Source organism: uncultured Tateyamaria sp. (genome assembly GCF_947488715.1).
Classification (GTDB): domain Bacteria; phylum Pseudomonadota; class Alphaproteobacteria; order Rhodobacterales; family Rhodobacteraceae; genus Tateyamaria.
This window is the reverse complement of the sequence record NZ_CANLAG010000004.1, coordinates 273,853-298,123: the sequence shown is the minus strand read 5'-3', so window position 1 is coordinate 298,123 and position 24,271 is coordinate 273,853. Positions and strand designations below refer to the sequence as shown.

Here is a 24,271-nt window from a genome sequence, read left to right as displayed (position 1 = left end):
TGATCGAAGAAGGTGCGCCGCCTATGAGGGGTTCGACAGTGACCTAGCACCCTGAGGCAAAAATGACATTCCTTTCCGCGACTCTCGACCGCGTCAAACCGTCCCCGACCGTCGCTCTGACCGGGCAGGTCGCCGCGCTGAAGGCGCAAGGCAAGGACATCATCGGGCTGGGCGCAGGTGAGCCGGATTTCGACACGCCGCAGAATATCAAGGACGCGGCCGTGGTGGCGATTGCCCTTGGCAAGACGAAATACACGCCCGTGGACGGCATTCCAGAGCTGAAGCAGGCGATTGTCGACAAGTTCAAGCGCGACAGTGACCTCGACTATACCCCCGCACAGGTCACCGTGGGCACCGGCGGCAAGCAGATCCTCTATAACGCGCTGATGGCGACGTTGAACGAAGGGGACGAGGTTGTGATCCCGGCGCCCTATTGGGTGAGCTATCCCGATATGGTTCTGCTGGCCGGCGGCACGCCGGTGGTTGCGGAGGCGTCGTTGCAGACCGGTTTCAAGCTGACCGCAGACCAATTGGAAGCGGCGATCACCGACAAGACGAAGTGGCTGATTTTCAACTCGCCCTCGAACCCGACCGGGGCCGGGTACACCCGCGCGGAGTTGAAAGAGATCACAGATGTTCTGATGCGGCACCCCCATGTCTGGGTGATGACGGACGATATGTACGAGCACCTCGTTTACGACGATTTCGAATTCACCACCCCGGCCCAGATCGAGCCGCGCCTTTATGACCGGACGCTGACCGTGAACGGTGTCAGCAAGGCCTATGCCATGACCGGCTGGCGCATTGGCTATGCCGCTGGCCCCGAGGAATTGATCAAGGCGATGCGCAAGGTGCAGTCGCAATCGACATCAAACCCCTGTTCGATCAGCCAGCACGCGGCGGTCGAGGCGTTGAACGGCACGCAGGAGTTCATTGCGCCCAACAACGAGGTGTTCAAGCGTCGCCGCGATCTGGTTGTGGACATGCTGAACGCCGCAGAGGGGATTGCTTGCCCGGTGCCGGATGGCGCGTTTTACGTATACCCGTCGATTGCGGGCTGCATTGGCAAGACATCTGCCGCTGGCACGCCCATCAAGGATGACGAGGCGTTTTGCACAGCACTGTTGGAAGAGACGGGTGTGGCCGTGGTGTTTGGTGCGGCCTTCGGCCTTTCCCCAAACTTCCGCGTCAGCTACGCTACGTCGGATGAGGCCCTGAAAGAGGCCTGTACCCGTATTCAGTCGTTCTGTGCCGGGTTGACGTAACGAGGGTTTTTTTATGGGTGCGGAGCTTCCTGACTATTATTTCCGCGTGCGCGAGAATGGGGCGGCGGTGTTTCGTGTGGACACCGAGAACCGTCAGCGACGGATCGAGATGGATCAGATCGCGATCGTCAACATCCGCAATGGCGAGATCAAGCCGCATGGCGACCGGACGTTGTCGCCCGAGGACCTGGAGCGCATTCAGGCATGGATGGCGGACCGCGCCGAGGTTCTGGCCCACCGCGACATTGACGACATTCACCGCGCGGTGGATTACCTGAACCTCACGACGCAGTGGGCGCAAAGCCGCGCAACCGAGGATCAGCTTGAGAACGTGACCGATACGCTGTTGCTGGCGATGCATGATTTGCGGTCCGTGCTGGTGCGCAAGAAGGCGGATCGTCTGCTGAGTGGTGTGGATCGCGGCTGAGGCCGTCCGCGCCCGTGTGGCATCGGCAGATCCTGACCGAAGTTATGTTCAGTTCCGAGTGTAAAACACCGCTTTCCCGCTGATGGGGCGGCGGTCTTTTGCTGGTGCTGTGAAATTGGGGCGTCCCGTGCCACGGCGGTCTGCACAACAGACCAATGCAGGGACATCATCATGCCAGCCACACAGCCAGCAATCAGCCTCGAAACCATTGCCGAAATCGTAGAGACCGAGCCGGGTTTGATCGCCAACATTTACCCGGATGAGATACAGGCCGGGGCCGATGCGGCCCGTCTGATGAACGGTGTGATCGAGACCGCCATCGCCGCGACGGGCGTCAATGCGGACGGCAAGTTGACCCCCGGTGATCTTTATACGCTGTCGGCCTTTATCCGCGCGGATGCCGGGCTTTATGCCACGTTCCTGGAAGGGCATGGCGACGACGAGGGCAACGAGGAGACCGGGTTTCATCTGGTGCAGGGCGACGGTGGCGCGTTGATTTTCCAGGGGCGCGATTTTGTGGATACGGTGGCGGATGCCATTTACCACGTCGGGTTCGCCATCGTGGATGGGCGGTTTCAGAACGAAGACGGCAACGCCAATGAGACGGTCGAGGATATCGCGGGGTGGATGAACTACTATGTGAACGGCCAGAACCGGGTCTATGGCACCGAGGCCGGAGAGACCCTGCATTCGGGTCACTACAGTTTCGCGCTGGATGCCGCGGCGGATGAGATTTTCCAGGCGTTTGGCGGCGACGACCGTGTCTGGGGCGGGTTGGGCAATGACAGCATCTATGCCGGGGCGGGCGACGACCGCGCGGGTGGCGGTGACGGTGCGGACCGCCTCTATGGTGGCACTGGCAACGACCACCTGAACGGCGATGCCGGCAATGACCGGCTCTTTGGCGAGGCGGGTGACGACACGCTGGGCGGCAATGACGGCGACGACCGCGCAGAAGGCGGCGCAGGCGAAGACCGCATCTATGGCGATGCAGGCAATGACACGCTGCGTGGAGGCGCGGACGCAGACACCGTCGCAGGTGGGACGGGCAACGACTATCTCACCGGGGACGACGGCAATGACCGCATCTGGGGGGATGACGGCGACGACCGGATCTTTGGCGGACAAGGCGATGACCGCGCAGATGGCGGAGCCGGTGACGACCTCATCTACCTCAACGCAGGCAACGACTCTGCCTGGGGTGCCGACGGCGATGACCGGATCAGCGGTGGGGCGGGCAATGACGACATGGGCGGCGGCACCGGCAATGACACGCTGCTCGGAGAGGCGGGCAACGACAGCCTGGGCGGACAGGAAGGCAACGACCTGCTCAACGGCGGCTCCGGCAACGACACGCTGCGCGGGGGCGACGACAACGACCGCCTGATCGGAGACAGCGGCAACGACAGCCTGCGCGGCGAGGACGGTGACGACCGCATTTCTGGCGGGCGCGGCGCAGACGACATCCACGGCGGCGATGGCCGCGATACGGTGTCCGGCGGCAGCGGCAACGACACGGTGTCGGGCGGCAACGGCGAAGACATCATCATGGGGCGCGCCGGTGCCGATCTGCTGCTGGACTACGAAGACATCGAGGCGCGCGACACCTTTGTCTTCTACCAGGGCGACAGCGGCACCACGGCAGCCACCATGGACGTCATCCGCGGCTTTACCTCGATCATCGACAGCATCGACCTGACGGACTTCGGCGGCCTCACCTTTGTCACCGGCACTGCCTTTTCCGGCACCCAAAGCGAGGTGCTCTTCGACGGTGACTTTGTCCAGATCGACAGCAATGGCGACGGCGTGGTCGACGAAATGATCGAGCTGGAATGGGTGAACGCGGTCGAAGCGGCGGACTTCATCCTCTAGCCCAGCCGCAACAGACCAAACGGGACGGCGGGCGGGGCGTCTTTCCGCCCCCGTCAGGGGGTGGAAACAGCGTCCGACCCGGCGGCGCGTTGCAAGGCAGGCACCGACACGGTCCAGAACCGCAACATCAGCGCCACACCGGCACAGGCCAGACCAAACACAAGGCCCAGCCACACGCCAACACCTTCCCAGCCCAGAACGAAGCCCAGCACATAAGACACCGGCATCCCGATCAACCAATAGGACACGCCCGCCAGAACCATCGGCACCCGCGTGTCCTGCACCCCGCGCAACAGGCCCAGCGCAATCACCTGCGCCCCGTCGACCAGTTGAAACAGCGCCGCCAGCGCCAGCAGAACCACGCCAATCGACAGGATCTCGGCCCGCGCATCTACGTCGCGGCCAATGAACAGCGACACAAGCGGTTCGGGCACCGCCACAAACAGGACAATCGTGGCCAGCGCCATCGCAACACTCAGCGCCGTGACCGTCCACGCCCCCCGCACCATATGCGGCAGATCGTGCCGACCCAGCGCATTGCCCGCCCGGATCGTCGCCACATTGCTGAGGCCCAGATGCACCATGAAGGTGATCGACGCCAGTTGCAGCGCAATCCCGTGCGCGGCCTGCGGCACCTCACCCAGCCAGCCCATCATAAAGGCCGAGGCCGCAAACAGACCCACTTCGCTCAGGCTGGTCAGACCAATGGGCCAGCCCAGGCGGAACACCTGCCCGAACATGTCCCAATCCGCGCGCCAAAGGCGCTGAAACAGGCTGTGTTCCGGCAAGACCCAGACTGCATAGACCAGCACCCCCAGCAGCATCACCATCTGTGTGGCGACCGACGCCAGCGCCGCGCCTGTGATGCCCATTTCAGGCGCGCCAAAATATCCAAAGATCAGCACATAATTGGCAATCGCGTTCACCGCAGCGGCCAGCGCAGTGATCCAGAACACGATCTGCGTACGCTCCAGCGCCGCCAGATAGCTCTTGAGTGTCATGACAATCAGGGCCGGAAAGATGCCCCAGCCCGCGATCATCAGGTATTCGCTGCCCAGGGCCGCCACGGTGGGTGTCTGGCCCAGTGCCAGCAGGATCGGTTCGGACCACAGCATCAGCGGCATCGACAGCACCGCAAAGGCGAGACTGAGCCACAGGCCCATCCGCGTGGCGCGGCGCACCCGAGTCTCGTCCCCTTCGGCGTGAAAGGCCGCGACCATCGGCATCACCGCCCAGGCAAAGCCCGACCCCATCAGGTAGAGCACAAAGAACCACGACCCTGCCGCCGTCAGTGCAGCCAGTTCCGGCACCCCGTACCAGCCCAGCATCATCGTGTCGGTCACACCAATTGCCACTTGCCCCAGGTGCCCGCCAATCAGCGGCAGGCCCAGAACCAGAGAGGCGCGCGCGTGCGCGGGATATGACATGGGTGTGGTGGACATCCCTCACCCTTAAGCCTGCTTTTTGTGCAATAAAAGCCCCCCTGCCCCACGGGTGACGGGATGCCGCCCCGGCGCATGGCAAGGCGGTCCAAAAATGCGTTTTCAGATCAGGGGCAGCAGCAGGGCTGTGGCGACCAATGCAATCAGGCCACCGGCGGCGATCTCGATCAGCGCCATGGCGCGCAGGGCGCCTGCCCCGCTCCAGTTCGCCAGAAAGGATGTGCGCGCGCCCACAGCGGCCAGCGCCACCAGCACTGTCACGCTGGCCGTGCCAAGGCCCATCACCAGCGCACCGGAGATACCCGCAAGCGGGATGCCCAGGCCGAAACACAGGATCAGCAGGAACACCGCGCCCGTACAGGGCCGTATGGCGATGGATGCCACGATGGCGACGGCGTCGCGCCAAGAGGTGACGGCGGCGGCTTCTTCGACTGTGGGACCGTGGGCGTGGCCGCAGGTGTGGCAGTGCCCGTCCGTGTGATCGTGGTCGTGATCATGGGTATGGGCATGGTCGGCCTGTGACCGGGCCACAGACCAGACCCGCCGCGCACCGCGCAGCAGCAGCCAGAGGCCCACCAGCGCAATCGCCGCATAGCTTGCCGGTGCGAGGACCCGTTCGGCGGTGTCAGTCAGCTCTGTCCGCCCCCAGCCCAACACAAATGCGCCCAGCGCCACCAGCACGATGGCCATGACTGCCTGAGCCAGCGAGGATGCGACGGCAAGGCCAGACAAGCGCCACGCGGTGACACGTGCCGCAGCACCATAGCCGCCAATCACCAGTTTGCCGTGACCGGGGCCCGCCGCGTGAAAGAACCCGTAGGCCGCACAGACTCCCATCAGCGCCAGCCACGCCCCCGGTTCACCCGCACGCACAGCGCGCAGCCCTTGTGCAAGGGCGGTTTGGGTGCTGCGTTGCTGTTCTGCCGCCCATGCGCTGATGTCGGCCATGCCGCCAAACCCAAAGAGCCACGCAAGCGCCACTGCCACGGCGGCCAGAACGCCAAATCTCAGCTTGTGCATGACAGGCTTACTGTGTCTGCAAAGGCTTCGCCAACCTCGGGGTAGCCCTCTTCGAGGTCAGCGGCGGGGGTGGCATAGAGCAATTCTTCGACCAGCGTGTAGGCGGCGTCGAGGTCTGCAGGTGTCTGCGTCGCTGTGCAAGGGCCTTTGACTGTGACGGTCCCGGTGAGGCTGTAGGCGGTGTAGAACGTGGGGTCGAAGGCCTTGATTTCGACCCCATCGGCCGGGCCAGACAGGGCGCGAAAGTGGCGCGAGGTGATCAGGCCGCGATCAACCGACACGCCGCGCGTTTCGGGCGCGCCCAAACTCGCAGGTTTGCCGTTGCGGGTGACATAGCTGTCGCCCTGATAGCCCTCGACCCATTGCAGGTCGAACCCGTCGAGCCGTTGCAGTTCGGACGGGTCGAGCCGCCCATCCCCGTCATTGTCCAGCTTGAGATCGGCGAGGATCAGCAGCGAATAGAAGTCGTCATAGGTCCATGCGACCTCGATCCCCTCCATCTGGCCTGTGGCGTCGACATAGACGGTCAGTTCGGTGTCCACAAAGACATGCGGGTGGGCCGCGCCCCAGACGGGGACCAGCGACATCACGGACGACAAAAGGAGAGCGGTGCGCATTTGCATAACGCAGATGTAGCGAGTGGTCATGGCGGCCTCAACCCTGTAAGGATCACGTAAGCGCAAGGTCGCGCGGATGGGTGATCGGTCACGGGTTGATCGACCTCGCATGGCTCTGTCACAGTGTGGTTGTAGACGGTGAAGCATGTTGCCCGCGCATCCCAGCCAATTTGGCCATCCAAGGACTTGACCGACATGACGTCTTCGACTGCAAAAACCGCCGCGCTCGGCATTGCCCTGACAGCAGCCATTTCCGGCGCACACGCCAATCCCATTGACCAGATACGCCCCGATGCCCCGGCGCTGGCGGCCTTTGGCGATCTGCCAATCGGGGTTCAGACGCTGGAGGTCACCATACCGGGCAGCATTGACGTGCTCGGCATCGAGGGCAACACGGTGCCGACCTATGACCGCCCCCTGACGCTGGAGGTGTGGTATCCTGCGGCACCGGACACGCCACAGGGCGGCACCTACCGTGCGATGATCCGCGACGGGGCCACCGAGGTCACGCTGACGGGCCGGGCGATGCGCGATGCCACACCGGCCACAGGTGCACGCTATCCGCTGGTCATCATCAGCCACGGCTATCCCGGCAACCGCTATCTGATGAGCCATCTGGGCGAGAACCTGGCGTCCAAGGGATACGTCACCGTGTCCATTGACCACACAGACAGCACCTATTCCGACCAGGCGGCCTTTGGCTCGACCCTGTTGAACCGCCCGCTGGATCAGGCGTTTGTGCTGGACCATATGGCGTCGCTGGACGGACCGTTGGGCGCGCTGGTCGATGCCGACAACACCGGCGTCGTCGGCTATTCGATGGGCGGCTACGGCGCGCTGGTCTTTGGGGGTGCGGGCGTCACGCAGGCCTCGACGGAATACAGCTGGGGCACGCCCAACGGCCTGCTGGCCCAGCATATGGCGATGTCCGACAGCCACGAGGCGCTGATGGACCCGCGCGTCAAGGCGATCATCGCCATTGGCCCCTGGGGCAATAATGCGGGCTTTTGGGACACCAACGGGCTGGCCGGTTTGCGGGTGCCGACGCTGTTGATGGCCGGAGGGGCCGATGACGTGTCGGTCTATGACGCGATCCGGGGCATTTTCGACGGCGCGGTCGGCACCGAGCGCCATTTGCTGACCTTTGACCACGCAAACCACAATGCCGCCGCCCCCATGCCCGCCCCTGCCGAAAGCTGGACGCCGGTTGAGGGGCTCGATTTCGTGCCGTTCGAGCACTATGCCGACGCCGTCTGGGACAGCGTGCGCATGAACAACATCGCGCAGCACTTTGCCACCGCGTTCCTGGGCCAACACCTCAAGGCGGACGGCGACGCAGCGACCTACCTGGACCTGATCCCCAATGCGGGCGACGGGCTGGTCGATCTGGACGACAATGGCACACCCACCGAGGATCATACCTATTGGCGCGGCTTTGCCCCCCGCACCGCAAAGGGTCTGCGGTTTGAAAGCAAGGCACGCAACGAATGATGCGTGTCCGCACGCAGCATCTGGACGGGAAACCGTTCACCATCCGTGAATGGGGCCAAGACGGCGCGCCCAAGATCCTGATGTTGCACGGTTTTCCCGAATATGGCGGGGCGTGGGACGAAGTGGCCACCGCGTTGTCCGACAGCTATCACTGTATCGCACCCGACCAGCGCGGCTATGGCGCGAGCCATGCCCCTGAAGATGTGGCCGACTATACCCTGTCGAAACTGGTTGGGGACATGGCCGCCGTGATCGGAGACGATGCGCCGGTGATCGTGATGGGCCACGACTGGGGCGCATCGGTGGCTTATGGGTTGGCGATGTTCCGGCCTGAACTGGTCAGCCGTCTGATCATCGCGAACGGGGTCCACCCCGTGCCGTTCCAACGGGCCATGGCGGCGGGTGGTGCGCAATCCGAGGCCTCGCAATACATCAACCACCTGCGCGCGGCAGGGTCCGAGGACGCGTTGGCAGCAGATGATTTTGCGCGTTTGCTGCGGCTTTTCTCCGCCAAGATGGACCTTGACTGGATGCAGGGCGACAGGGCGGATGCCTATAAGGCCGTGTGGCGGCAATCGGGACTGCGCGGCATGATCAACTGGTATCGCGCGTCGCCCCTGATCGTGGCCGACCCCGGTGTGCCTGTGGCGATGCCGGACCTGCCTTTGGACCGGTTGCGGGTGCAATGTCCGCACCTGTTGGTGTGGGGTGACGGCGACACCGCATTGCTGCCGATCTCGACCGAAGGGTTGGAGGCCTTTGCCCCCGATCTGACGCGCGTTGCGATCCCGGATGCGGATCACTGGCTGTTGCATCAGGCGCCTGAAAAGGTGGCACAAGCCATACGGGATTGGCTGGCCTGACCCGATCCACGCCCGGCCTCTTCACAGGTTGCATTTTTCGCTTCATAGTCGTGTGCAGATTTGGAAGGGACTGATTGCATTGAGTTTTAGATACGATATTGCGCTGGCGGCCAAGATGGTCGAGGCGTCCTATGAGCTGTTCAAACACCCCAAGCGGCGCAATTCGCTGAAAGGCAATGTGAAGGGGTCGTTGAATGACCGGCACGTGCAGGCAGTCTTCACGACGCAGAACATCCTGCTGATCCCCGGGTCAAATTCGGTTGGCGACTACATCATGTTCAACCTTCGGGTTCTGAACCTGGGCGGCAAGAAATACCGCATGAATGACGATCTGACCGAGACGTGGGGATCGAATGTGACCTGGCATCAGGGGTTCATGAAACACGCCAAGATCATATCCGACTGGATGCGGCAGAACGGGTACAAGCCCAAGTTCATTGTGGGTCATTCCCTCGGCGCTGCGGCCACACAGATCCTGGTGCGGACCCATGACGTGCATGGCATCGCCTTTGCTGCGCCGCGTGTGACGCGTGGCACAGCCGTTCCAGCGCCCGCGTCCAAGTGCCTGTGTTTGAACCGGTTGGACGACAAGGTCTGCGACCTGCCGTCGTCGTTCGAGCATCTGGGCAACATCCGCACAGGCGTGGGCCAGCGCAAGTTCCTGCGTTTTGATCACAAGATGGCGCGCTACCGCGAGATGGTGACCAAATTGCAGGCGGATGGCGCGCTGGAGAGCCATTGGCCAGCGCGCTAGGCCCCTTCCCCACATGCGCGCGCTCTGGCATACTGTCGGCCAACCAATGAAAAAGAGCAGCTGCCATGACAGACCTACTGAGCGGGGCGCCTGAGCCTTCGGACTATGACGCCTCTTCGATCCAGGTCCTTGAGGATATGGAGCACGTCCGCCTGCGCCCCGGCATGTATATCGGCGGCAAAGATGACCGCGCGCTGCACCACATGGTGGCCGAGATCATCGACAACTCGATGGACGAAGCGGTTGCGGGCCATGCCACGTGGATCGAGGTGGAGCTGCATGAGAACGGCCATGTGTCGGTGCGCGACAATGGGCGGGGCATTCCGGTGGGTCCGCACCCCAAGGACCCCAGCAAGACCGCGCTCGAGATCATCTTTTGCACGTTGAATGCGGGCGGCAAGTTTTCGGGCGATTCCTATGAGACGTCCGGGGGGCTGCACGGGGTTGGGTCGTCGGTTGTGAATGCGCTGTCGGATCATTTGCGGGTCGAGGTGGCGCGCAACCGCGAGCTCTTTGCGATGGAGTTTTCGCGCGGTGTGCCGCAGGCCCCGCTGGCAAAGATCGGCGCCGCCCCCAACCGGCGCGGCACGGCCGTGACCTTTCACCCCGACGCCGAGATTTTCGGGTCGCTCAAGCTGAAGCCCGGGCGTCTGTTCAAGATGGCGCGGTCCAAGGCGTATCTCTTTTCGGGCGTTGAAATCCGCTGGAAGTCCGGCATTGATGACGGCGAGACGCCGCGCGAGGCCACGTTCCACTTTCCCGGTGGTCTGGCCGATTATCTGACCGAAGCCATGGGCGGTGCGACCACCTATGCCGAGAACCCCTTTGCCGGGTCGGTGTCGTTCGAGAAATTCCAGGTGCCGGGCAAGGTCGAGTGGGCGATCAACTGGACACCCAGCCGTGACGGGTTCATCCAGAGCTATTGTAACACCGTGCCCACGCCCGAAGGCGGCACGCACGAGGCCGGGTTCTGGGCCGCGATCCTCAAGGGGATAAAGGCCTACGGCGAGTTGGTGAACAACAAGAAAGCCAGCACGATCACCCGCGAAGACCTGACCACGGGCGCGGGCGCATTGGTGTCGTGCTTTATCCGCGAACCGGAATTCGTGGGCCAGACCAAGGACCGTCTGGCCACGGTCGAAGCGCAGCGGATGGTCGAAAACTCTGTCCGTGACCATTTTGACAACTGGCTGGCGGCGGATACGAAATCCGCGGGCGCAATCCTGGATTTTCTGGTGCTGCGGGCCGAGGAACGGCTGCGCCGCCGTCAGGAGAAAGAGACCGCGCGCAAGACCGCCACCAAAAAGCTGCGCCTGCCCGGCAAGTTGGTCGATTGTTCCGCCACCAACCGCGACGGCACCGAGCTGTTCATCGTCGAAGGCGACAGCGCGGGCGGGTCGGCCAAGATGGCGCGGGACCGCAAGACGCAGGCGCTGTTGCCCCTGCGCGGCAAGATCCTGAACGTGCTCGGGGCGGCCTCGTCGAAACTGGGCTCGAACGCCGAGATTTCGGACCTGACGCAGGCGCTTGGCGTGGGTCTGGGGACCAAGTTCAACCTGGACGATCTGCGCTATGACAAGGTCATCATCATGACGGACGCGGACGTGGACGGCGCGCATATCGCGGCGCTGTTGATGACGTTTTTCTACACGCAGATGCGCCCGATGATCGACGCGGGCCACCTGTACCTCGCCTGCCCGCCCCTGTTCCGCCTGACCCAGGGCGCGCGGCGTGTGTACTGTCTGGACGAGGCCGAGAAAGCCGCGCTGATGGAGACGGGTCTGGGCGGCAAGGGCAAGATCGACGTGTCCCGCTTTAAGGGTCTGGGCGAGATGGACGCGAAGGACCTGAAAGACACCACCATGAACCCTGCGACGCGGAAATTGATCCGGGTGAGCATTGACGAGGATGAACCGGGCGAGACCGGGGACCTTGTGGAGCGCCTGATGGGCAAGAAGCCGGAGATGCGGTTTCAGTACATCCAGGAGAACGCGCGGTTTGTGGAGGAGTTGGATGTTTGAGTGAAGCAGTAAGGTACGTTGAAGAAAAGCTGCCCGCAAGTTACCTTTACCGACTGGGTGTTTATGCTCAGTCCTGCGCACAAATTGAATACTATATCTGCAGCGCAATTTGCATCTCGGAAGGCTTGAACCCGTCTGACGAGCAATGGCTGCCTAGACACGATACCCTACGCGTTAGTGCAATTAGTTCTCAAATCTCTGAACTGAAGAAGTGCTCGGCAAGACTAGAAGCAATGGATCCGTGGAAGAAGTACTTCGAAGAACTGACTGGATGGTTATCCAGAGAGAACGTTGACGCAAGGCATCTAGCAATACATGGGCGGCATTATCAGGTGGGCAGCACCTTCTACATTAATGCACAACCAAAGGATCATAGGCTCCGAGAAACACCCTGCACAATGAATGACATTGAAACGGTTTTGAAGAATGCAGACGCAATCCTGCGAGCGCTGGTCAGTTTCTGCGAAACGTCGACCGATTGATCTACGCTCGTTCCTATTCCCCGCCCCATCGGCGGGCCGCGGTACGGCGATCTGACTTCTGAGCGGCAGCACTTTATAGCTGCCACGTACATCTTCCATAAGAGCGACGCGCAGACATCAACCAAATCGCCGTGCCGGGGGGCGGCCCGGCGATGGGGCGGCGGCCTGCGGCCTTGATTCCGCCCTGGAGTGCGTAGATTGAACGGGCTTGGTGTGGTGCGGCTCAAGAATTGCGACGGAGGACCCTCTCGCGCATCGCTCCGTGCTTTCTCACACATCGCGCTGCGATGTGCTGCCAAGCTACGCGCCAGCAAGTTGGCGAGCGACGCGCACAGCGTTGCTGTACGCTTGAAAAAGGCGGAGGCTTTCGCCCCCGCCGGTACTCGCTAAATCCAGACGGGCCAATACGCTGCCCGTGTTGTCCTCCATATGCCCTGTCAAAGGTTAATGAGCGTTTACCAAACCGGGGCAACACCAAGGCGATTTTGAGGCGGCGGGCACGAAGCGTTCAAAAGGGGGGACAGTTGCGCCTGACCCGCCGCCCATCCGTTGCCGCCCCAGACGTCCATGACAGGGCGGCAACGTATCTGTGTGATCTCAGATCACTGCGCCAACAACGGCCCACAGGCCCATCATGCTGGCAAACCCAAAAACAGTGGGAATGATCACTTTTTCCATTGTCTTTCTCCTTTCCAGGCAGGCCGGGAACCCGTGAGTGGTGGCCTGCGGTGCGTGCCGCGGGGCGCTTTGCCCTGCGTTCATGCAATCGAGGTGGGTGCGACAAGCTGTCAGGTAAAGGGACACGCTCATCACTTGGGTTCACGGGCGCGCGACAGGGTTGTCAGCGTGGCCGTGGACCGGCACCATGGCACAATGGTGGATGTGGATCAGGTTCAACGCTTTCTCGACGAGAATTTTGCCCCGTGGGTCTGTGCGTTAGGCCCGCAGGTGACCGATGTTGGACCTGATGGCGTGTCGCTGGATATTCCGATCACGCCGCAGATCGCGCGCGTTGGGGGCATTGTGTCCGGGCAAGCCCTGGCGACGCTGGCGGACACGGCCATGGTGCTGGCGGTTGGGGCGCATCTGGGCCGTATGTTGCCTGTGGCCACAGTCACGCTGGACACGCAATTCCTGCGCCCCGGAGCGGGCGACGCCATCCGCGCGCACGCCACGGTGACCCGCGCAGGCCGCGCGCTGGCCTTTGCCCAGTGCCAGTTGATCGCCCTGCCATCGCGCAAGGATGTGGCCCTGGCGACGGCGACCTTTGCGCTTCCGGCGTGAGTCACGTTTTCGCGTCTTGATCCTGCGCGCAATCTGGCCCCTACTGCGGCCATGTTTCTGCGCCTGATCGTTATTTTTGTTCTTGTTGCCGGTTGCGGGCGTCCGCTGACCGAGACCGAGATTGCATTTGCCCGGACCGTGCATGGTGATGCGCTGGATGTGACGCGGGTGCGGTTGGTGGATGGCGCGCCGACGCGTGCGGTCACCTTCCGCCGCAAGGCACGCCCGCGCACCACGTGCCGCGAGTTGATCCTCCCGCCGCCCAAGGACGAAATCGTGACCGCAAAACCCGCTGCCGTGGCGCTGTGGACGCATGTTCTGTTTGACGAGGATTGGTACCTGGAGGACTACGTCCCCGACTATCCCGGAGAGATCAACCTGATTGCGGCGATGCTGCTGGCGCATGAGTTGACGCATGTGTGGCAATGGCAGAACCGCGCGGTGACCGGGTATTCCCCGCTCAAGGCCGCGCGGGAGCACAAGTTTGGCGGTGATCCCTATCTGTTTGATATTGCAGAGGAACGGGCGTTCTCGGAATTTGGCTATGAGCAGCAGGGGTCGATCGTGGAAGAGTTCGTGTGCTGTCGTGCGCTGGCGCCACAAGCGCCGCGAACCAAGCGCTTGCATGCCCTGATCGCAGGCGCCATGCCCGTCGAGGCGCTGCCGCAGTCGCGTCAGCACGACGTGCGGTTGCCCTGGGACGGCGTCGAACTGAATGGAATTTGCGGCTAGGTTCCCGACACAGCCCGACACGAAAGAAGAAGAAGGAGGCGTTGCCATGGCCCAATACGCGCTGATCATGTTGCTTGCCGGGATCGGCATTCCCATTCTGGCGGCGCTGAACGCGGCCCTTGGCACGCGGCTGGGCAGCCCGGCAGCAGCGGCGACGGTTCTGTTTCTGATTGCACTCAGCTCGGCCAGCATCGTCTTTGTGCTGACGGGCGCGCAGGGTTTGAGCAAGGTTGCCTCTGCGCCCAAGCACCTGTTGCTGGCCGGAGTGCTGATTGCCTTTTACGTGCTGTCCATCACCTATATCGCGCCCCATTTCGGCGTTGGAAACGCAGTGTTCTTTGTGCTGCTGGGCCAGTTGATCAGCGCCGCGGCGATTGACCACTTTGGCCTATTCGGCGCGCAGGCGACTTCGCTGAGTGCGGCGCGCATGGGGGGCATTGCGTTGATGGCGGCTGGTGTCTGGCTGACCCAGCAGGCCTGAGCCCGGCCAATACGCCGCCGCTATTGCGGCAGGGCGGCAAGCTCCAGTGCCTGCGCCCAGGCTGCATCGTCCACATCCACCGGATCGGACACCACTCTGTGCTGACCGGGCAGTCGCGCGCCGTCGTCCTGTGCCACGATCTCTGACAGCGCGCTGAGACGTGCGCCGAAACTGTCGGACGTGCTGGGATCAATCAGGATGTAGAATTGGCCCAGATCGTGCGGCGGGCCTTCGGCGGCTTTGAGCGGTTTGACGTCACGGCTGAGCACGCCACCGGCCAAACCAGCGGTCAGCAATTCGGCCATGATACCAAAACCCCAGCCCTTGTAGCCGCCCATGGACACAAGCGATCCGGCCAGAGCCGCCTCGGGGTCCGTGGTGGGATTGCCATCGACGTCCAGCGCCCAGCCTTCGGGGATCGAAGTGCCCGCGGCCTTGGCCATGGTGATCTTGCCCAGCGCGACAGTCGTGGTGGACTGATCGAACTGCATGGCCAGACCGCCATCGCCGTCCGGGACGCTGAACGCGATGGGATTGGTGCCGATCACGCGCGATTTGCCACCGGGAGCGGCCACGATCGGTGAGGCGTTGGTCATACCAAGACCAATCAGGCCCGCACGCGCGATCTGTTCGGTGAAATAGCCCAGAGACGTACAGGTATGCGCATGTCCAACAGCAAGCGTCGCCACCCCGTATTGCCGTGCGGCATCAAGCGCCGGTGCCAGACCATAGGCAAAGGCCGGCTGCGCAAACCCCATGAGCGCGTCGACGTGAATGGCCGCCGGTCTTGGCGTGGTCACAACCGGGACAACGTCGCCCTGCACCCGACCACTTTGCAACTGGAGGCAATAGCTTTCCAGATAGTACAGCCCGCAGATGCGGTTGCCGACGGCTTCGGCCATGGCGGTGGCGCGGGCGACCTCGGCGGCTGCAAACGCACCCGCACCGTGGCGCACCAGAGCGGCCTGCACGGTGCGTTCAATCTTGACCATAGGGACGGATGGCATGGTGTCTTACTCCTGCAGCACTTGCCGCGACCTGAAGTCAGAGCAAAACCATGCGCTTGCGTCAAGGCGTTGTTGAAGTGCCCGGTGTTTCGATGGTGATCAATGCGGGGTCGATGGCCCCGGTCAAACCGCTGAGCAGGATGTCTGCACCCGAGGTAAAGCTGATCACAACGCCGTCGGCTGTCACCGTCTGATCCAGGACGCTGACATCGCCGGGGTTGGTCGCCTCGACCACCAGACGGTCCTCGGTCACGTCAAAGTCGGAGACGGTCACCGTGTCATTCACATCGTTGCGCAGGGCAAAGGTATCGGCCCCCTCGCCCCCGGTGCCAATGTCACCCACGCCCAGCACCAGCGTGTCGTCACCCAGCCCACCCGACAGGCTGTCGACATCGGTGTCGGATGCAGATGTTGCATCGCCGCCTGTGGACAGCAGCAGATCGTCACCCGCCGCACCCGACAGGGTGTCAGCACCGGTGCCACCGGCAATTGTGTCGTCCTGAATGTCACCGGTCGCTGTGTCATTGCCGCCTTGCAGGTTGGCGTTCAGGGACTGGGTCGGCCCCGGTGGGGTCAGCGTTTCGTCGTCATCCGTACCTGTGAAGGAGGTCACGGTCACCGGTTCTGGATCCGGGTCCATGGTGTCTTCGCCTTCACCGGGGTCCATTGTGTCTTCACCCTCGCCGGGGTCCATCGTGTCCTCGCCGGTGTCGGTGGTGTCCTCGCCCATGCCCTCATCCGCGGGTTCCACATCCACGAATGAGATCAGGGACGCGTCCAGCGGGTCCGTCAGGCCGGACAGCAGAGCGGTGGCACCGCTTTCGAAGGTGATGAGCAGGCCGTCTGTGGTTGCTTCCTGGCTTTGAACGGTCAGTGGCGCATCGGCGGCCTGTTCGACCACCAGCATGTCCTCGGCCACGTTGAAGTCCGAGATCGTCACTGCACCTGTTTCGCCCTGGCCCAGGCGGAAGCTGTCGGCACCGGCGCCGCCTGCGCCCGTGTCCATGTCCGACAGGAACAGCACGTCCGCGCCGTCGCCCCCGGCAAGTGTGTCGGCAGCCGCGTCAAACGGTGTTGTGGCATCGCCGCCCATCAGCGTGTCGTCACCAGCCCCGCCACGCAGGTCATCAGCATCGCCACCGCCCAGAATGCTGTCGTTGCCGTCGCCGCCTTCGGCGCGGTCTGCGCCTGCGCCGCCGTTCAGCACGTCGTCGTCTTCGTTGCCGTTGAGGTTGTCGTCACCGGCACCGCCCGAAAGCGTGTCCGCCCCGGTGCGGCCCTGAAGCAGGTCCTCGCCCGCGCCGCCGTCGATGATGTCATCACCGCTCAGGCCATTAAGCGTGTCGTCCCCGCCCAGACCGCTGATCGTGTCATTGAAGATCGTGCCCAGCAGGTCGTCGTTCAACGAATCCTCGCCCATGATGTCAAAGCCCTGCGAAGCCGGGTCGAGCGTGTCCTCGCCCCCCATGTCATCGGGGTCGGTGGTGTCCGCAGTTTGATCGGAATCGCCGTCGACAGCGGCGAAAAGGGGCAGGAAAGTCAGGAACAACAAGGTAAAGAGCGGCGACATTTGGGCCTCCAGCGGCAAGCGTTAACCAAGATGCTCTATCACAGTCGTCGCTTTGGACCCACCAATGGTTGCAAAACACTCTGTTTCCAAACGCGGCCCAAAGCCGGTCAGGTGAGGTGTCCGGCATCCAGCCGTACGGTGCGGTCCATACGTGCGGCCAGGTCGAGGTTGTGTGTCGCGATTAGCGCGGACAGGCCGGTGTCGCGCACCAGGGTCATCAGCGCCTCGAAGACCTGATCCGAGGTGGCCGGGTCGAGGTTGCCGGTGGGCTCATCCGCGAGCAGGAGTTTCGGCGCATTGGCCAGCGCCCGGCAAAAGGCCACGCGCTGTTGTTCGCCGCCCGACAGTTCGGCGGGCCGATGGTTTGCCCGGTGGTCAACGCCCACACGTGTCAGCAGGTGCATCGCCCGCGCATCTGCGGTCGCGCGCGCGGTGCCCGCGCTGAGCTGGGGCAGCGAGATGTTTTCGAGCGCGGTGAATTCCGGCAGCAGGTGGTGGAACTGGTAGATAAAGCCCACATCCGCGCGCCGGGCCAGCGTGCGCTTGCGGTCCGACTGTCCGGTCAGGTTTTCGCCGCCCAGTGTCACGGTGCCTGCGTCCGGCGTGTCCAGCAGACCGGCGATGTGCAACAAGGTGGACTTGCCCGCGCCAGAGGGTGCGACCAGGGCCACCACCTCGCCCGCGCCGACGGTGAGGTCGATGCCACGCAGCACGTCGACCTGTCCGGGCAGGCCTGCGTTGTACGTCTTGGTGATGCCCGAGAGGGCCAGTACGGGATCACTCATAGCGCAACGCCTCGACCGGGTTCATGCGGGCCGCGCGCCGCGCGGGAAAGATCGTCACCACAAAGGACAGCCCCAGCGACAGCGCCACGGCACTGAGCACATCGCTGGCGTTCAATTGTGCGGGCAGCGCATAGATGCCGCGAATGGACGGGTCCCAGACACCGCCGCCCATGACGTAGTTCACAAAGGAAAAGAGCGGGTCGATATAGATCGCAAAGAGGCAGCCGAGGATCACGCCCATGGCCGTCCCGATGATCCCGGTAAAGGCCCCGCAGATAAAGAACACGCGCAGCACGGACCCTTCGGTCAGGCCCATGGTGCGCAGGATGCCGATGTCGCGGCCCTTGTTCTTGACCAGCATGATCAGGCCCGAGACGATGTTCATTGCGGCGATCAGCACCAGAATAGAGAGGATGATGAACATCACGTTGTCTTCGACCTCGAGCGCGCGGAGGAACCCGCCGGACGCATCGCGCCACGTCCAGAGTTGCGCCCGTTCACCTGCCGTCTGCAAGAGCGTGCGGCTGTAGCCATCGACGCCTTCGGGATTGTCGACCATGACTTCGATCTCGTCCACGACCCCTTCGCGGTTAAAGAAGCTTTGCGCCTCGGTCAGTGGCAGGTAGACCCGCACGCGGTCGATGTCGTAGCGCCCGGCGGAGAAGATATAGGTGACCTCATAGGCGTTGATGCGGGGGCTGGTGCCAAAGGCCGTGCGCACCCCGTTGGGCGAAATCAGCTTGATCCGGTCGCCCACTTGCGCGCCCAGTTCCTGTGCCACGCCCGACCCGATGGCCACCCCCTGTTCAAAGCGGGAGATGTCGCCCTGCGATGTTTCGGGGTCCGCGATGCGCGGCAAACCGGCCAGATCGGCGGCGTTCATGCCGTAGACCTGTACGCCCGCGTTGCGGCTGCGCAGGTTGGCCATGACCTGCCCGCGCACCAGCGGTGCGGCGCGCGTGACCCCGTCGACGGCGCGCAGGGCCTCGGCCTTGGCCTCGTAGTCGGCGATCGTCCGGTCGATGCGCCCGGTGTCCGCTGAGACCTCGCCAATCTGGTAGACGGTGACATGGGCATTGGCACCAAGGATCGTGTCCACGAACTCGGCCCGAAAGCCGGAGCGGACCGACAGGGTCGCAATCAGGGCGAACACCGCAAGGGTGATGCCGATCAGGCTGATCCATGTCATCGTGCTGACCCCGCCTTCGGCACGGCGGGCGCGCAGGTATCGCCACGCGATCATCCATTCAAACGGGGCAAAGGGGGCGGGTGTTGCGGCCATTTACGGCTCCTGCTCGGGTTTTGGTGACAGGTGGCCCGGCGTCAGGGGGCGCGTCAAGCCCCTTGGGCAGAGGACCGCCTGCGGCGCAGGGGCCAGATCAACGCACGCAGCGCCGCCCAGACAGCGATGAGGCCCGCGAGAAAGCCGGTGCCGGCAAAGACCAATCCCGGCATCGTGATCGGCACGGCAGGCGCGTATGCGGCCAGTGCGGCCTGTGCCACCTCGCCATCCGTCAGACGCGAGGCGTGATAGGCGCGCATGAACGGGCCGGATTGCTGCAACACTTCCAGATCGGTGCTGAGACGTGCGTGACGTTCAAATGTGCGTTCCATGTCCGCGCGGCGGCGTTCGAGGAACGCGGTGCCTTGCATCTGGGCCAGCGCCTGCGCCCGGTCAAAGCCCGCCGCCGCCGCAGACGCATCAAAGTCAGCGACCACCTGCCCAAGTGCGTCCACCGCACCGCCGAGACGTTGGGTGTATTGCTGCGCATACTCGGGGAATTGGGACGCCGTGGCCCCGCCCAAGACGCCACCGGCCAATGCCAGCGCGCGTATGATCACTCGATCGCCCCATAGACGGCTTCGGTCAGCGCGGCATCCAGTGCAAAGAGCGCGTCCCAGGGCAGGCATTTGTCATAGCCCACCACAAGCGTCCACTTGGCCTCCCAGGTGACGGCGAAGGCGCCCACTTCGAGGCCGTCCAGAATGCAGAGCGATCCGTGATGCCAGAAGTTGTACCGCCGATTGTAGGACCGAAACAGCGTGCCCGTGCCGTAGAATACGTTCTCGCCCAGATCGACATTGGGTTGCCCCCTGGGATCGAACCCCGTGGGCACCGTAGCGCCGAACCAATGCGCGTGAAAGCGGGCATAGTCCTCGGACGTCATGGACCAGCCGCCCCAGCTGAGGAACGCGCCGGACTGTGGTGAGGGTTTGGCCGTGGTGATACCAAGAGGGTCCAGCACGCGGCTGCGGCATGCCTCTTCGTAGGTGGTGCCGGTCACTTTCTCGATCATCAGGGCCAGCAACGCGTAGTTTGCGTTGTTGTAGATGAAGGTGTTCGGGGGGCCATCCGCGCCTTGCAGCATGTCTGCCGCCTCTGCGGCGCGGTGCGTCGGGTCGCCCAGCCAGCCGGGCATGGCGCGCTGTGTGACATCGTCGGCAAAGCCCGCGCTGTGGGTCATCAACTGGCCGACGGTCGCAGGTGGGTCGCGGTCCAGCAGGGTCACTGTGCTGTCGTTGTAGTGCAACGTGCCCTCTTCGAAGAGGACGCGCACGCAGACGCCGGTGATGGCCTTGCTGAGGCTGGCAAGCTCAATCGGGGTTGCGGGGTCGATGCCGCTGTCGAGAGTGCCGATGACGTCGCCCTCGTAGGCGATGGCGCCTGTGCCTTTTGCCGCGTGCTCTGCGGTCCAGGCGTCAAACGCGGCCTGGATCCGTTCAATCCGCACCGGGTCCTGCGCCATGGCCGTCGTTGCGACAAGTGCCGCGCAGGCCGCAGCCGCACAGGTCCGGGCGATATCGACCCAGCCCATCATAGGTTCGCGTAGATGTCTGCCACTTTGCGCACGGCGTCTTCGGGTGGCATTTCGATGCTTTCGCCGGTGCGGCGCGATGTCAGTTCGACGACACCGTTTTTCAATCCGCGCGGTCCAACGGTGATGCGCCAGGGCAGGCCAATCAGGTCCATGGTTGCGAATTTGCCGCCCGCGCGTTCCTTGCGGTCATCATAGAGCGGCTCGAGGCCCAGCGCGGTCAGGCTGGCATAGAGCGCGTCACAGGCGGCGTCGGCCTCTTCGTCGCCCTGTTTGAGGTTCACGATTCCGCAGTGGAAAGGCGTCACGCCTTCGGGCCAGATGATGCCCTTGTCGTCGTGGCTCGCCTCGATGATCGCGCCGAGCAGGCGGGACACGCCGATGCCGTGGCTGCCCATGTGGACGGGTGATTGTTTGCCGTCCGGCCCTTGCACAACGGCGTTCAGGGCCTCGGAATACTTGGTGCCGAAATAGAAGATCTGGCCCACTTCGATCCCGCGCGCGATGCGGCGGCGGTCCTCGGGGACCTGTTCGAACAGGGCGGCGTCGTGGGTCTCATCCGTGCGGGCGTAGAGGTTGGTGAACTCTTCCATCACAGCGGCGCACTGGGCGTGGTCATCATAGTCGATGTCGCGGTCGCCAAAGGTCAGGTCGGTGACGGCGCTGTCGTAGAATACCTCGGACTCGCCCGTGTCGGCGAGCACCAGGAATTCGTGGGTGTCGTCGCCGCCAATCGCACCGGAATCGGCCCGCATCGGGATCGCTTGCAGGCCCATGCGCTCGTAGGTGCGCAGGTAGCTGACGAGGTGCCGGTTGTAGGCGTGCAGCGCGTCTTCCTTGGTCAGGTCAAAGTTGTAGCCGTCCTTCATGTAGAACTCGCGGCCCCGCATCACGCCGAAACGGGGGCGGATTTCGTCGCGGAATTTCCACTGGATCTGATACATGGTCAGCGGCAGGTCCTTGTAGCTGCCGACATGGGCGCGGAAGATGTCGGTGATCAGCTCTTCGGCGGTGGGCGTGAACAGCATCTCGCGGTCGTGCCGGTCCTTGATGCGCAGCATTTCGGCCCCAAAGGCGTCATAGCGCCCGCTTTCGTGCCACAGATCGGCGGATTGGATGGTGGGCATGAGCATCGGCATGTGCCCGGCGCGTTGCTGTTCCTCGTGGACAATGTCCTCGATTTTGCGCAGCACCTTGAAGCCCAGAGGCAGCCACGAATAGATGCCCGCACTGGACTGTTTGATCATGCCCGCGCGCAACATCAGGCGGTGGCTGACAATCTGCGCCTCACTGGGGTTTTCCTTCAGGACGGGCAGGAAATAACGGCTCAAACGCATCACGCGCTCCTCATCAAGTTTGCCCCTGATTAGGCCAAAGGCCGCCCCCCCGCAACGGCCCCTGCCCCGTTTCCGGCAAATCGCGCGGAACGGCACGCAAATCCTGGCCGATGCCCAATTTTGCAGGCGGCACAGCCTGGGGGCGAAACCAATGCGGCAAAACCCTTGAAGAACGGCCCAAAACCCCGCATTTGTGAGGACGTTCATTCGCGTCGGAGACACCATGGCCCTGCCAGTTCGTGATCAGTTCAAGTATTGGGGCGTCGCCGCCGCTGTCTTTTTCCTGCTGCTCTATGCGCTGGGGGATCAACTGCTGCCCTTTTTCCTGGGCGCAGCGATTGCCTATTTCCTCGACCCCGTGGCCGACTGGCTCGAGGCACGCGGCTGCAGCCGTGGGCTGGCCACCGGTCTGATCACCATCACGGCCATCGTCATTTTCGTCATCCTTGCCCTGCTTGTCATTCCGACTTTGGTGGAGCAGGCAATCCAGCTCTTCAACGCCGCACCGCAACTGGCGCGCGATCTGGGGGCCTTTTTGACCGAACGGTTTCCCAGCCTGCTGGATGAAAGTTCAACGGTGCGGCAGACGCTGAATTCGCTGGGTGAGACGATTTCGAACCGGGGTGGCGAATTGCTGAACTCGGCGCTGACATCGGCGGCGAGCCTGATCAACATCGTGGTTCTGTTTGTCATCGTGCCGGTGGTGGCGGTGTATCTGTTGCTGGACTGGGACCGTATGATTGCGCGGGTCAACGGCCTCTTGCCGCTGGATCACGCCCCAATCATCCGCCGCCTTGCCGCCGAGGTTGACGCGACCCTTGCCGGGTTCATTCGCGGCATGGGCACCGTTTGCCTGATCCTCGGCACCTACTATGCCATTGCGCTGATGATTGTGGGCCTGCAATTCGGGCTGGTCGTTGGGTTTGTCGCCGGCCTGCTGACCTTTATCCCCTATGTGGGTGCGCTGGTTGGTGGTGCGCTGGCGATTGGTCTGGCCTTTTTCCAGTTCTGGGGTGAGTGGCATTGGATCGTCGCCGTTGCCATCGTCTTTGGCATCGGTCAGGTGGTCGAGGGCAACATCCTGACACCCAAGCTGGTGGGCGAAAGCGTCGGTTTGCATCCGGTGTGGCTGATCCTCGCGCTGTCCGTCTTTGGCGCGCTCTTTGGATTTGTCGGCATGCTGGTCGCTGTGCCGCTGGCTGCGGCACTGGGTGTGATTGTGCGCTTTCTCATCGAAAAATATCAGGACAGTCGGCTGTATCGCGGGCTGTCGGCGGACGCCACTCCGGACGATGCCGCAGAGACGCAGGACTGATCATGGCCACGCAACTGGGTTTTGATCTGCCCGCGCGCACCGCGCTGGGGCGCGATGATTTCATGATTGCGCCGTCTAATGCGGTGGCCGTGGCCATGATCGACGACTGGCGCCGCTGGCCTGCCGGAAAGCTGGCGCTGAGTGGGCCCACAGGATCGGGCAAGACCCATCTGGCGCATGTCTGGGCCGAACAATGCGGTGGGCAGATCGTGGATGCGGCAACCTTGACCGACGACAACATTGTGGGTTTTGCCACAGGGCCCGTGGCCGTCGAGGATGTCGACACCATTGCCCCAGACATGCCCGCGCAGACCGCGCTGTTTCATCTGCACAACCTGTTGCTGGCGGCAGGTACGCCGCTGTTGATGACAGGTACAGCGGCCCCGACCCACTGGCACATGACATTGCCCGACCTGCAAAGCCGGATCGCGGCGGCAGGCCATGCGGCACTGGATGCGCCTGATGACAGCCTGCTGACGGCGGTGATTGCCAAGCTGTTCGCCGACCGCCAACTGACGCCGCGCCCGGATGTCATCCCCTATCTTTTGCCCCGGATGGAGCGCAGTTTTGTCGCGGCGCAACGGTTGGTCACCGCCCTTGATGCCGCCAGTCTGGCCCGCAAACAGCCCGTCACCCGCGCATTGGCGGCCACGGTGCTGGACAAGGACACCCCGAACGCGGGATAAGCGT

The 24,271-nt window shown here is 63.3% G+C and carries 23 protein-coding genes; 13 read left to right on the top strand and 10 right to left on the bottom strand.

Annotation, left to right across the window (positions count from 1 at the left end):
- Positions 1-62 precede the first annotated feature (62 nt).
- The 3 genes from Q0936_RS11900 (at position 63) to Q0936_RS11890 (ending at position 3,564) form a co-directional block, all read left to right on the top strand.
- Positions 63-1,265, top strand: coding sequence for a pyridoxal phosphate-dependent aminotransferase (locus tag Q0936_RS11900; RefSeq protein WP_299295962.1), 1,203 nt, complete (start codon positions 63-65; stop codon positions 1,263-1,265).
- A gap of 13 nt (positions 1,266-1,278) precedes the next feature.
- Positions 1,279-1,692 carry a hypothetical protein gene (locus tag Q0936_RS11895; RefSeq protein WP_299144741.1) on the top strand — a complete coding sequence of 138 codons (414 nt, stop codon included), beginning with the start codon at positions 1,279-1,281 and terminating at the stop codon, positions 1,690-1,692.
- 171 nt (positions 1,693-1,863) lie between these two features.
- Positions 1,864-3,564, top strand: a complete 1,701-nt coding sequence (locus Q0936_RS11890; protein WP_299144738.1) for a calcium-binding protein — start codon at positions 1,864-1,866, stop codon at positions 3,562-3,564.
- 53 nt (positions 3,565-3,617) lie between these two features.
- Here the strand turns inward: Q0936_RS11890 and Q0936_RS11885 are convergent, their stop codons facing one another.
- The 3 genes from Q0936_RS11885 to Q0936_RS11875 form a co-directional block, all read right to left on the bottom strand.
- Positions 3,618-5,006: an MATE family efflux transporter gene (locus tag Q0936_RS11885; RefSeq protein ID WP_299295965.1), complete on the bottom strand. Its 1,389-nt coding sequence runs from the start codon at positions 5,004-5,006 to the stop codon at positions 3,618-3,620.
- Positions 5,007-5,108: 102 nt separating this feature from the next.
- A complete protein-coding gene (locus Q0936_RS11880) occupies positions 5,109-6,026 on the bottom strand; it encodes a hypothetical protein (RefSeq protein ID WP_299295967.1) in 918 nt (305 codons plus the stop codon).
- On the bottom strand, positions 6,014-6,673 hold the full coding sequence (locus Q0936_RS11875) for a DUF1007 family protein (RefSeq protein ID WP_299295969.1): 660 nt from the start codon (positions 6,671-6,673) through the stop codon (positions 6,014-6,016). Before Q0936_RS11875 ends, Q0936_RS11880 begins: the two co-directional genes overlap by 13 nt.
- A 165-nt stretch (positions 6,674-6,838) precedes the next feature.
- On the opposite strand from Q0936_RS11875, the gene Q0936_RS11870 reads away from it, so the two are divergent.
- From Q0936_RS11870 to Q0936_RS11835, 8 genes are all read left to right on the top strand, one after another.
- Positions 6,839-8,134: an alpha/beta fold hydrolase gene (locus tag Q0936_RS11870; protein WP_299295972.1), complete on the top strand. Its 1,296-nt coding sequence runs from the start codon at positions 6,839-6,841 to the stop codon at positions 8,132-8,134.
- The gene (locus tag Q0936_RS11865; RefSeq protein WP_299295984.1) at positions 8,134-8,997 is read left to right on the top strand and encodes an alpha/beta hydrolase; all 864 of its coding nucleotides are present in this window, start codon (positions 8,134-8,136) and stop codon (positions 8,995-8,997) included. Before Q0936_RS11870 ends, Q0936_RS11865 begins: the two co-directional genes overlap by 1 nt.
- Positions 8,998-9,076: 79 nt before the next feature.
- Positions 9,077-9,751 (top strand): hypothetical protein, encoded by a 675-nt coding sequence (locus tag Q0936_RS11860; protein ID WP_299295975.1) that lies wholly within the window; start codon positions 9,077-9,079, stop codon positions 9,749-9,751.
- A 65-nt stretch (positions 9,752-9,816) separates the two neighbouring features.
- Entirely contained in the window at positions 9,817-11,772 is a 1,956-nt protein-coding gene (locus tag Q0936_RS11855) for a DNA topoisomerase IV subunit B (protein WP_299295978.1), read from the top strand.
- A complete protein-coding gene (locus Q0936_RS11850; protein WP_299144726.1) occupies positions 11,769-12,254 on the top strand; it encodes a hypothetical protein in 486 nt (161 codons plus the stop codon). The genes Q0936_RS11855 and Q0936_RS11850 overlap by 4 nt, the downstream gene beginning before the upstream one ends.
- An 813-nt stretch (positions 12,255-13,067) precedes the next feature.
- The gene (locus Q0936_RS11845; protein ID WP_299297725.1) at positions 13,068-13,538 is read left to right on the top strand and encodes a PaaI family thioesterase; all 471 of its coding nucleotides are present in this window, start codon (positions 13,068-13,070) and stop codon (positions 13,536-13,538) included.
- A gap of 51 nt (positions 13,539-13,589) precedes the next feature.
- Positions 13,590-14,270: a hypothetical protein gene (locus tag Q0936_RS11840; RefSeq protein ID WP_299165414.1), complete on the top strand. Its 681-nt coding sequence runs from the start codon at positions 13,590-13,592 to the stop codon at positions 14,268-14,270.
- A 46-nt stretch (positions 14,271-14,316) separates the two neighbouring features.
- Positions 14,317-14,751 (top strand): DMT family transporter, encoded by a 435-nt coding sequence (locus Q0936_RS11835; RefSeq protein WP_299297726.1) that lies wholly within the window; start codon positions 14,317-14,319, stop codon positions 14,749-14,751.
- Between the two features lie 20 nt (positions 14,752-14,771).
- Here Q0936_RS11835 and Q0936_RS11830 read toward each other — a convergent pair whose 3' ends face one another.
- The 7 genes from Q0936_RS11830 to proS form a co-directional block, all read right to left on the bottom strand.
- A complete protein-coding gene (locus Q0936_RS11830) occupies positions 14,772-15,758 on the bottom strand; it encodes an Ldh family oxidoreductase (protein ID WP_299297727.1) in 987 nt (328 codons plus the stop codon).
- Between the two features lie 61 nt (positions 15,759-15,819).
- Positions 15,820-17,328 carry a hypothetical protein gene (locus Q0936_RS11825; RefSeq protein WP_299297728.1) on the bottom strand — a complete coding sequence of 503 codons (1,509 nt, stop codon included), beginning with the start codon at positions 17,326-17,328 and terminating at the stop codon, positions 15,820-15,822.
- 107 nt (positions 17,329-17,435) lie between these two features.
- Entirely contained in the window at positions 17,436-18,113 is a 678-nt protein-coding gene (locus tag Q0936_RS11820) for an ABC transporter ATP-binding protein (protein ID WP_299165419.1), read from the bottom strand.
- Positions 18,106-19,395: a lipoprotein-releasing ABC transporter permease subunit gene (locus Q0936_RS11815; RefSeq protein ID WP_299297729.1), complete on the bottom strand. Its 1,290-nt coding sequence runs from the start codon at positions 19,393-19,395 to the stop codon at positions 18,106-18,108. Before Q0936_RS11815 ends, Q0936_RS11820 begins: the two co-directional genes overlap by 8 nt.
- Positions 19,396-19,448: 53 nt before the next feature.
- Positions 19,449-19,955 carry a DUF2937 family protein gene (locus Q0936_RS11810; RefSeq protein WP_299144706.1) on the bottom strand — a complete coding sequence of 169 codons (507 nt, stop codon included), beginning with the start codon at positions 19,953-19,955 and terminating at the stop codon, positions 19,449-19,451.
- Positions 19,952-20,932, bottom strand: coding sequence for a serine hydrolase domain-containing protein (locus Q0936_RS11805; RefSeq protein WP_299297730.1), 981 nt, complete (start codon positions 20,930-20,932; stop codon positions 19,952-19,954). Before Q0936_RS11805 ends, Q0936_RS11810 begins: the two co-directional genes overlap by 4 nt.
- On the bottom strand, positions 20,929-22,266 hold the full coding sequence (gene proS, locus Q0936_RS11800) for a proline--tRNA ligase (protein ID WP_299297731.1): 1,338 nt from the start codon (positions 22,264-22,266) through the stop codon (positions 20,929-20,931). Before proS ends, Q0936_RS11805 begins: the two co-directional genes overlap by 4 nt.
- 223 nt (positions 22,267-22,489) lie before the next feature.
- Between proS and Q0936_RS11795 the strand changes: the two genes are divergently transcribed.
- Together Q0936_RS11795 and Q0936_RS11790 are read left to right on the top strand one after the other, a co-directional pair.
- Positions 22,490-23,581 carry an AI-2E family transporter gene (locus tag Q0936_RS11795; RefSeq protein WP_299144698.1) on the top strand — a complete coding sequence of 364 codons (1,092 nt, stop codon included), beginning with the start codon at positions 22,490-22,492 and terminating at the stop codon, positions 23,579-23,581.
- A gap of 2 nt (positions 23,582-23,583) precedes the next feature.
- Positions 23,584-24,267, top strand: coding sequence for a chromosomal replication initiator DnaA (locus Q0936_RS11790; protein WP_299144694.1), 684 nt, complete (start codon positions 23,584-23,586; stop codon positions 24,265-24,267).
- Positions 24,268-24,271: the final 4 nt, after the last annotated feature.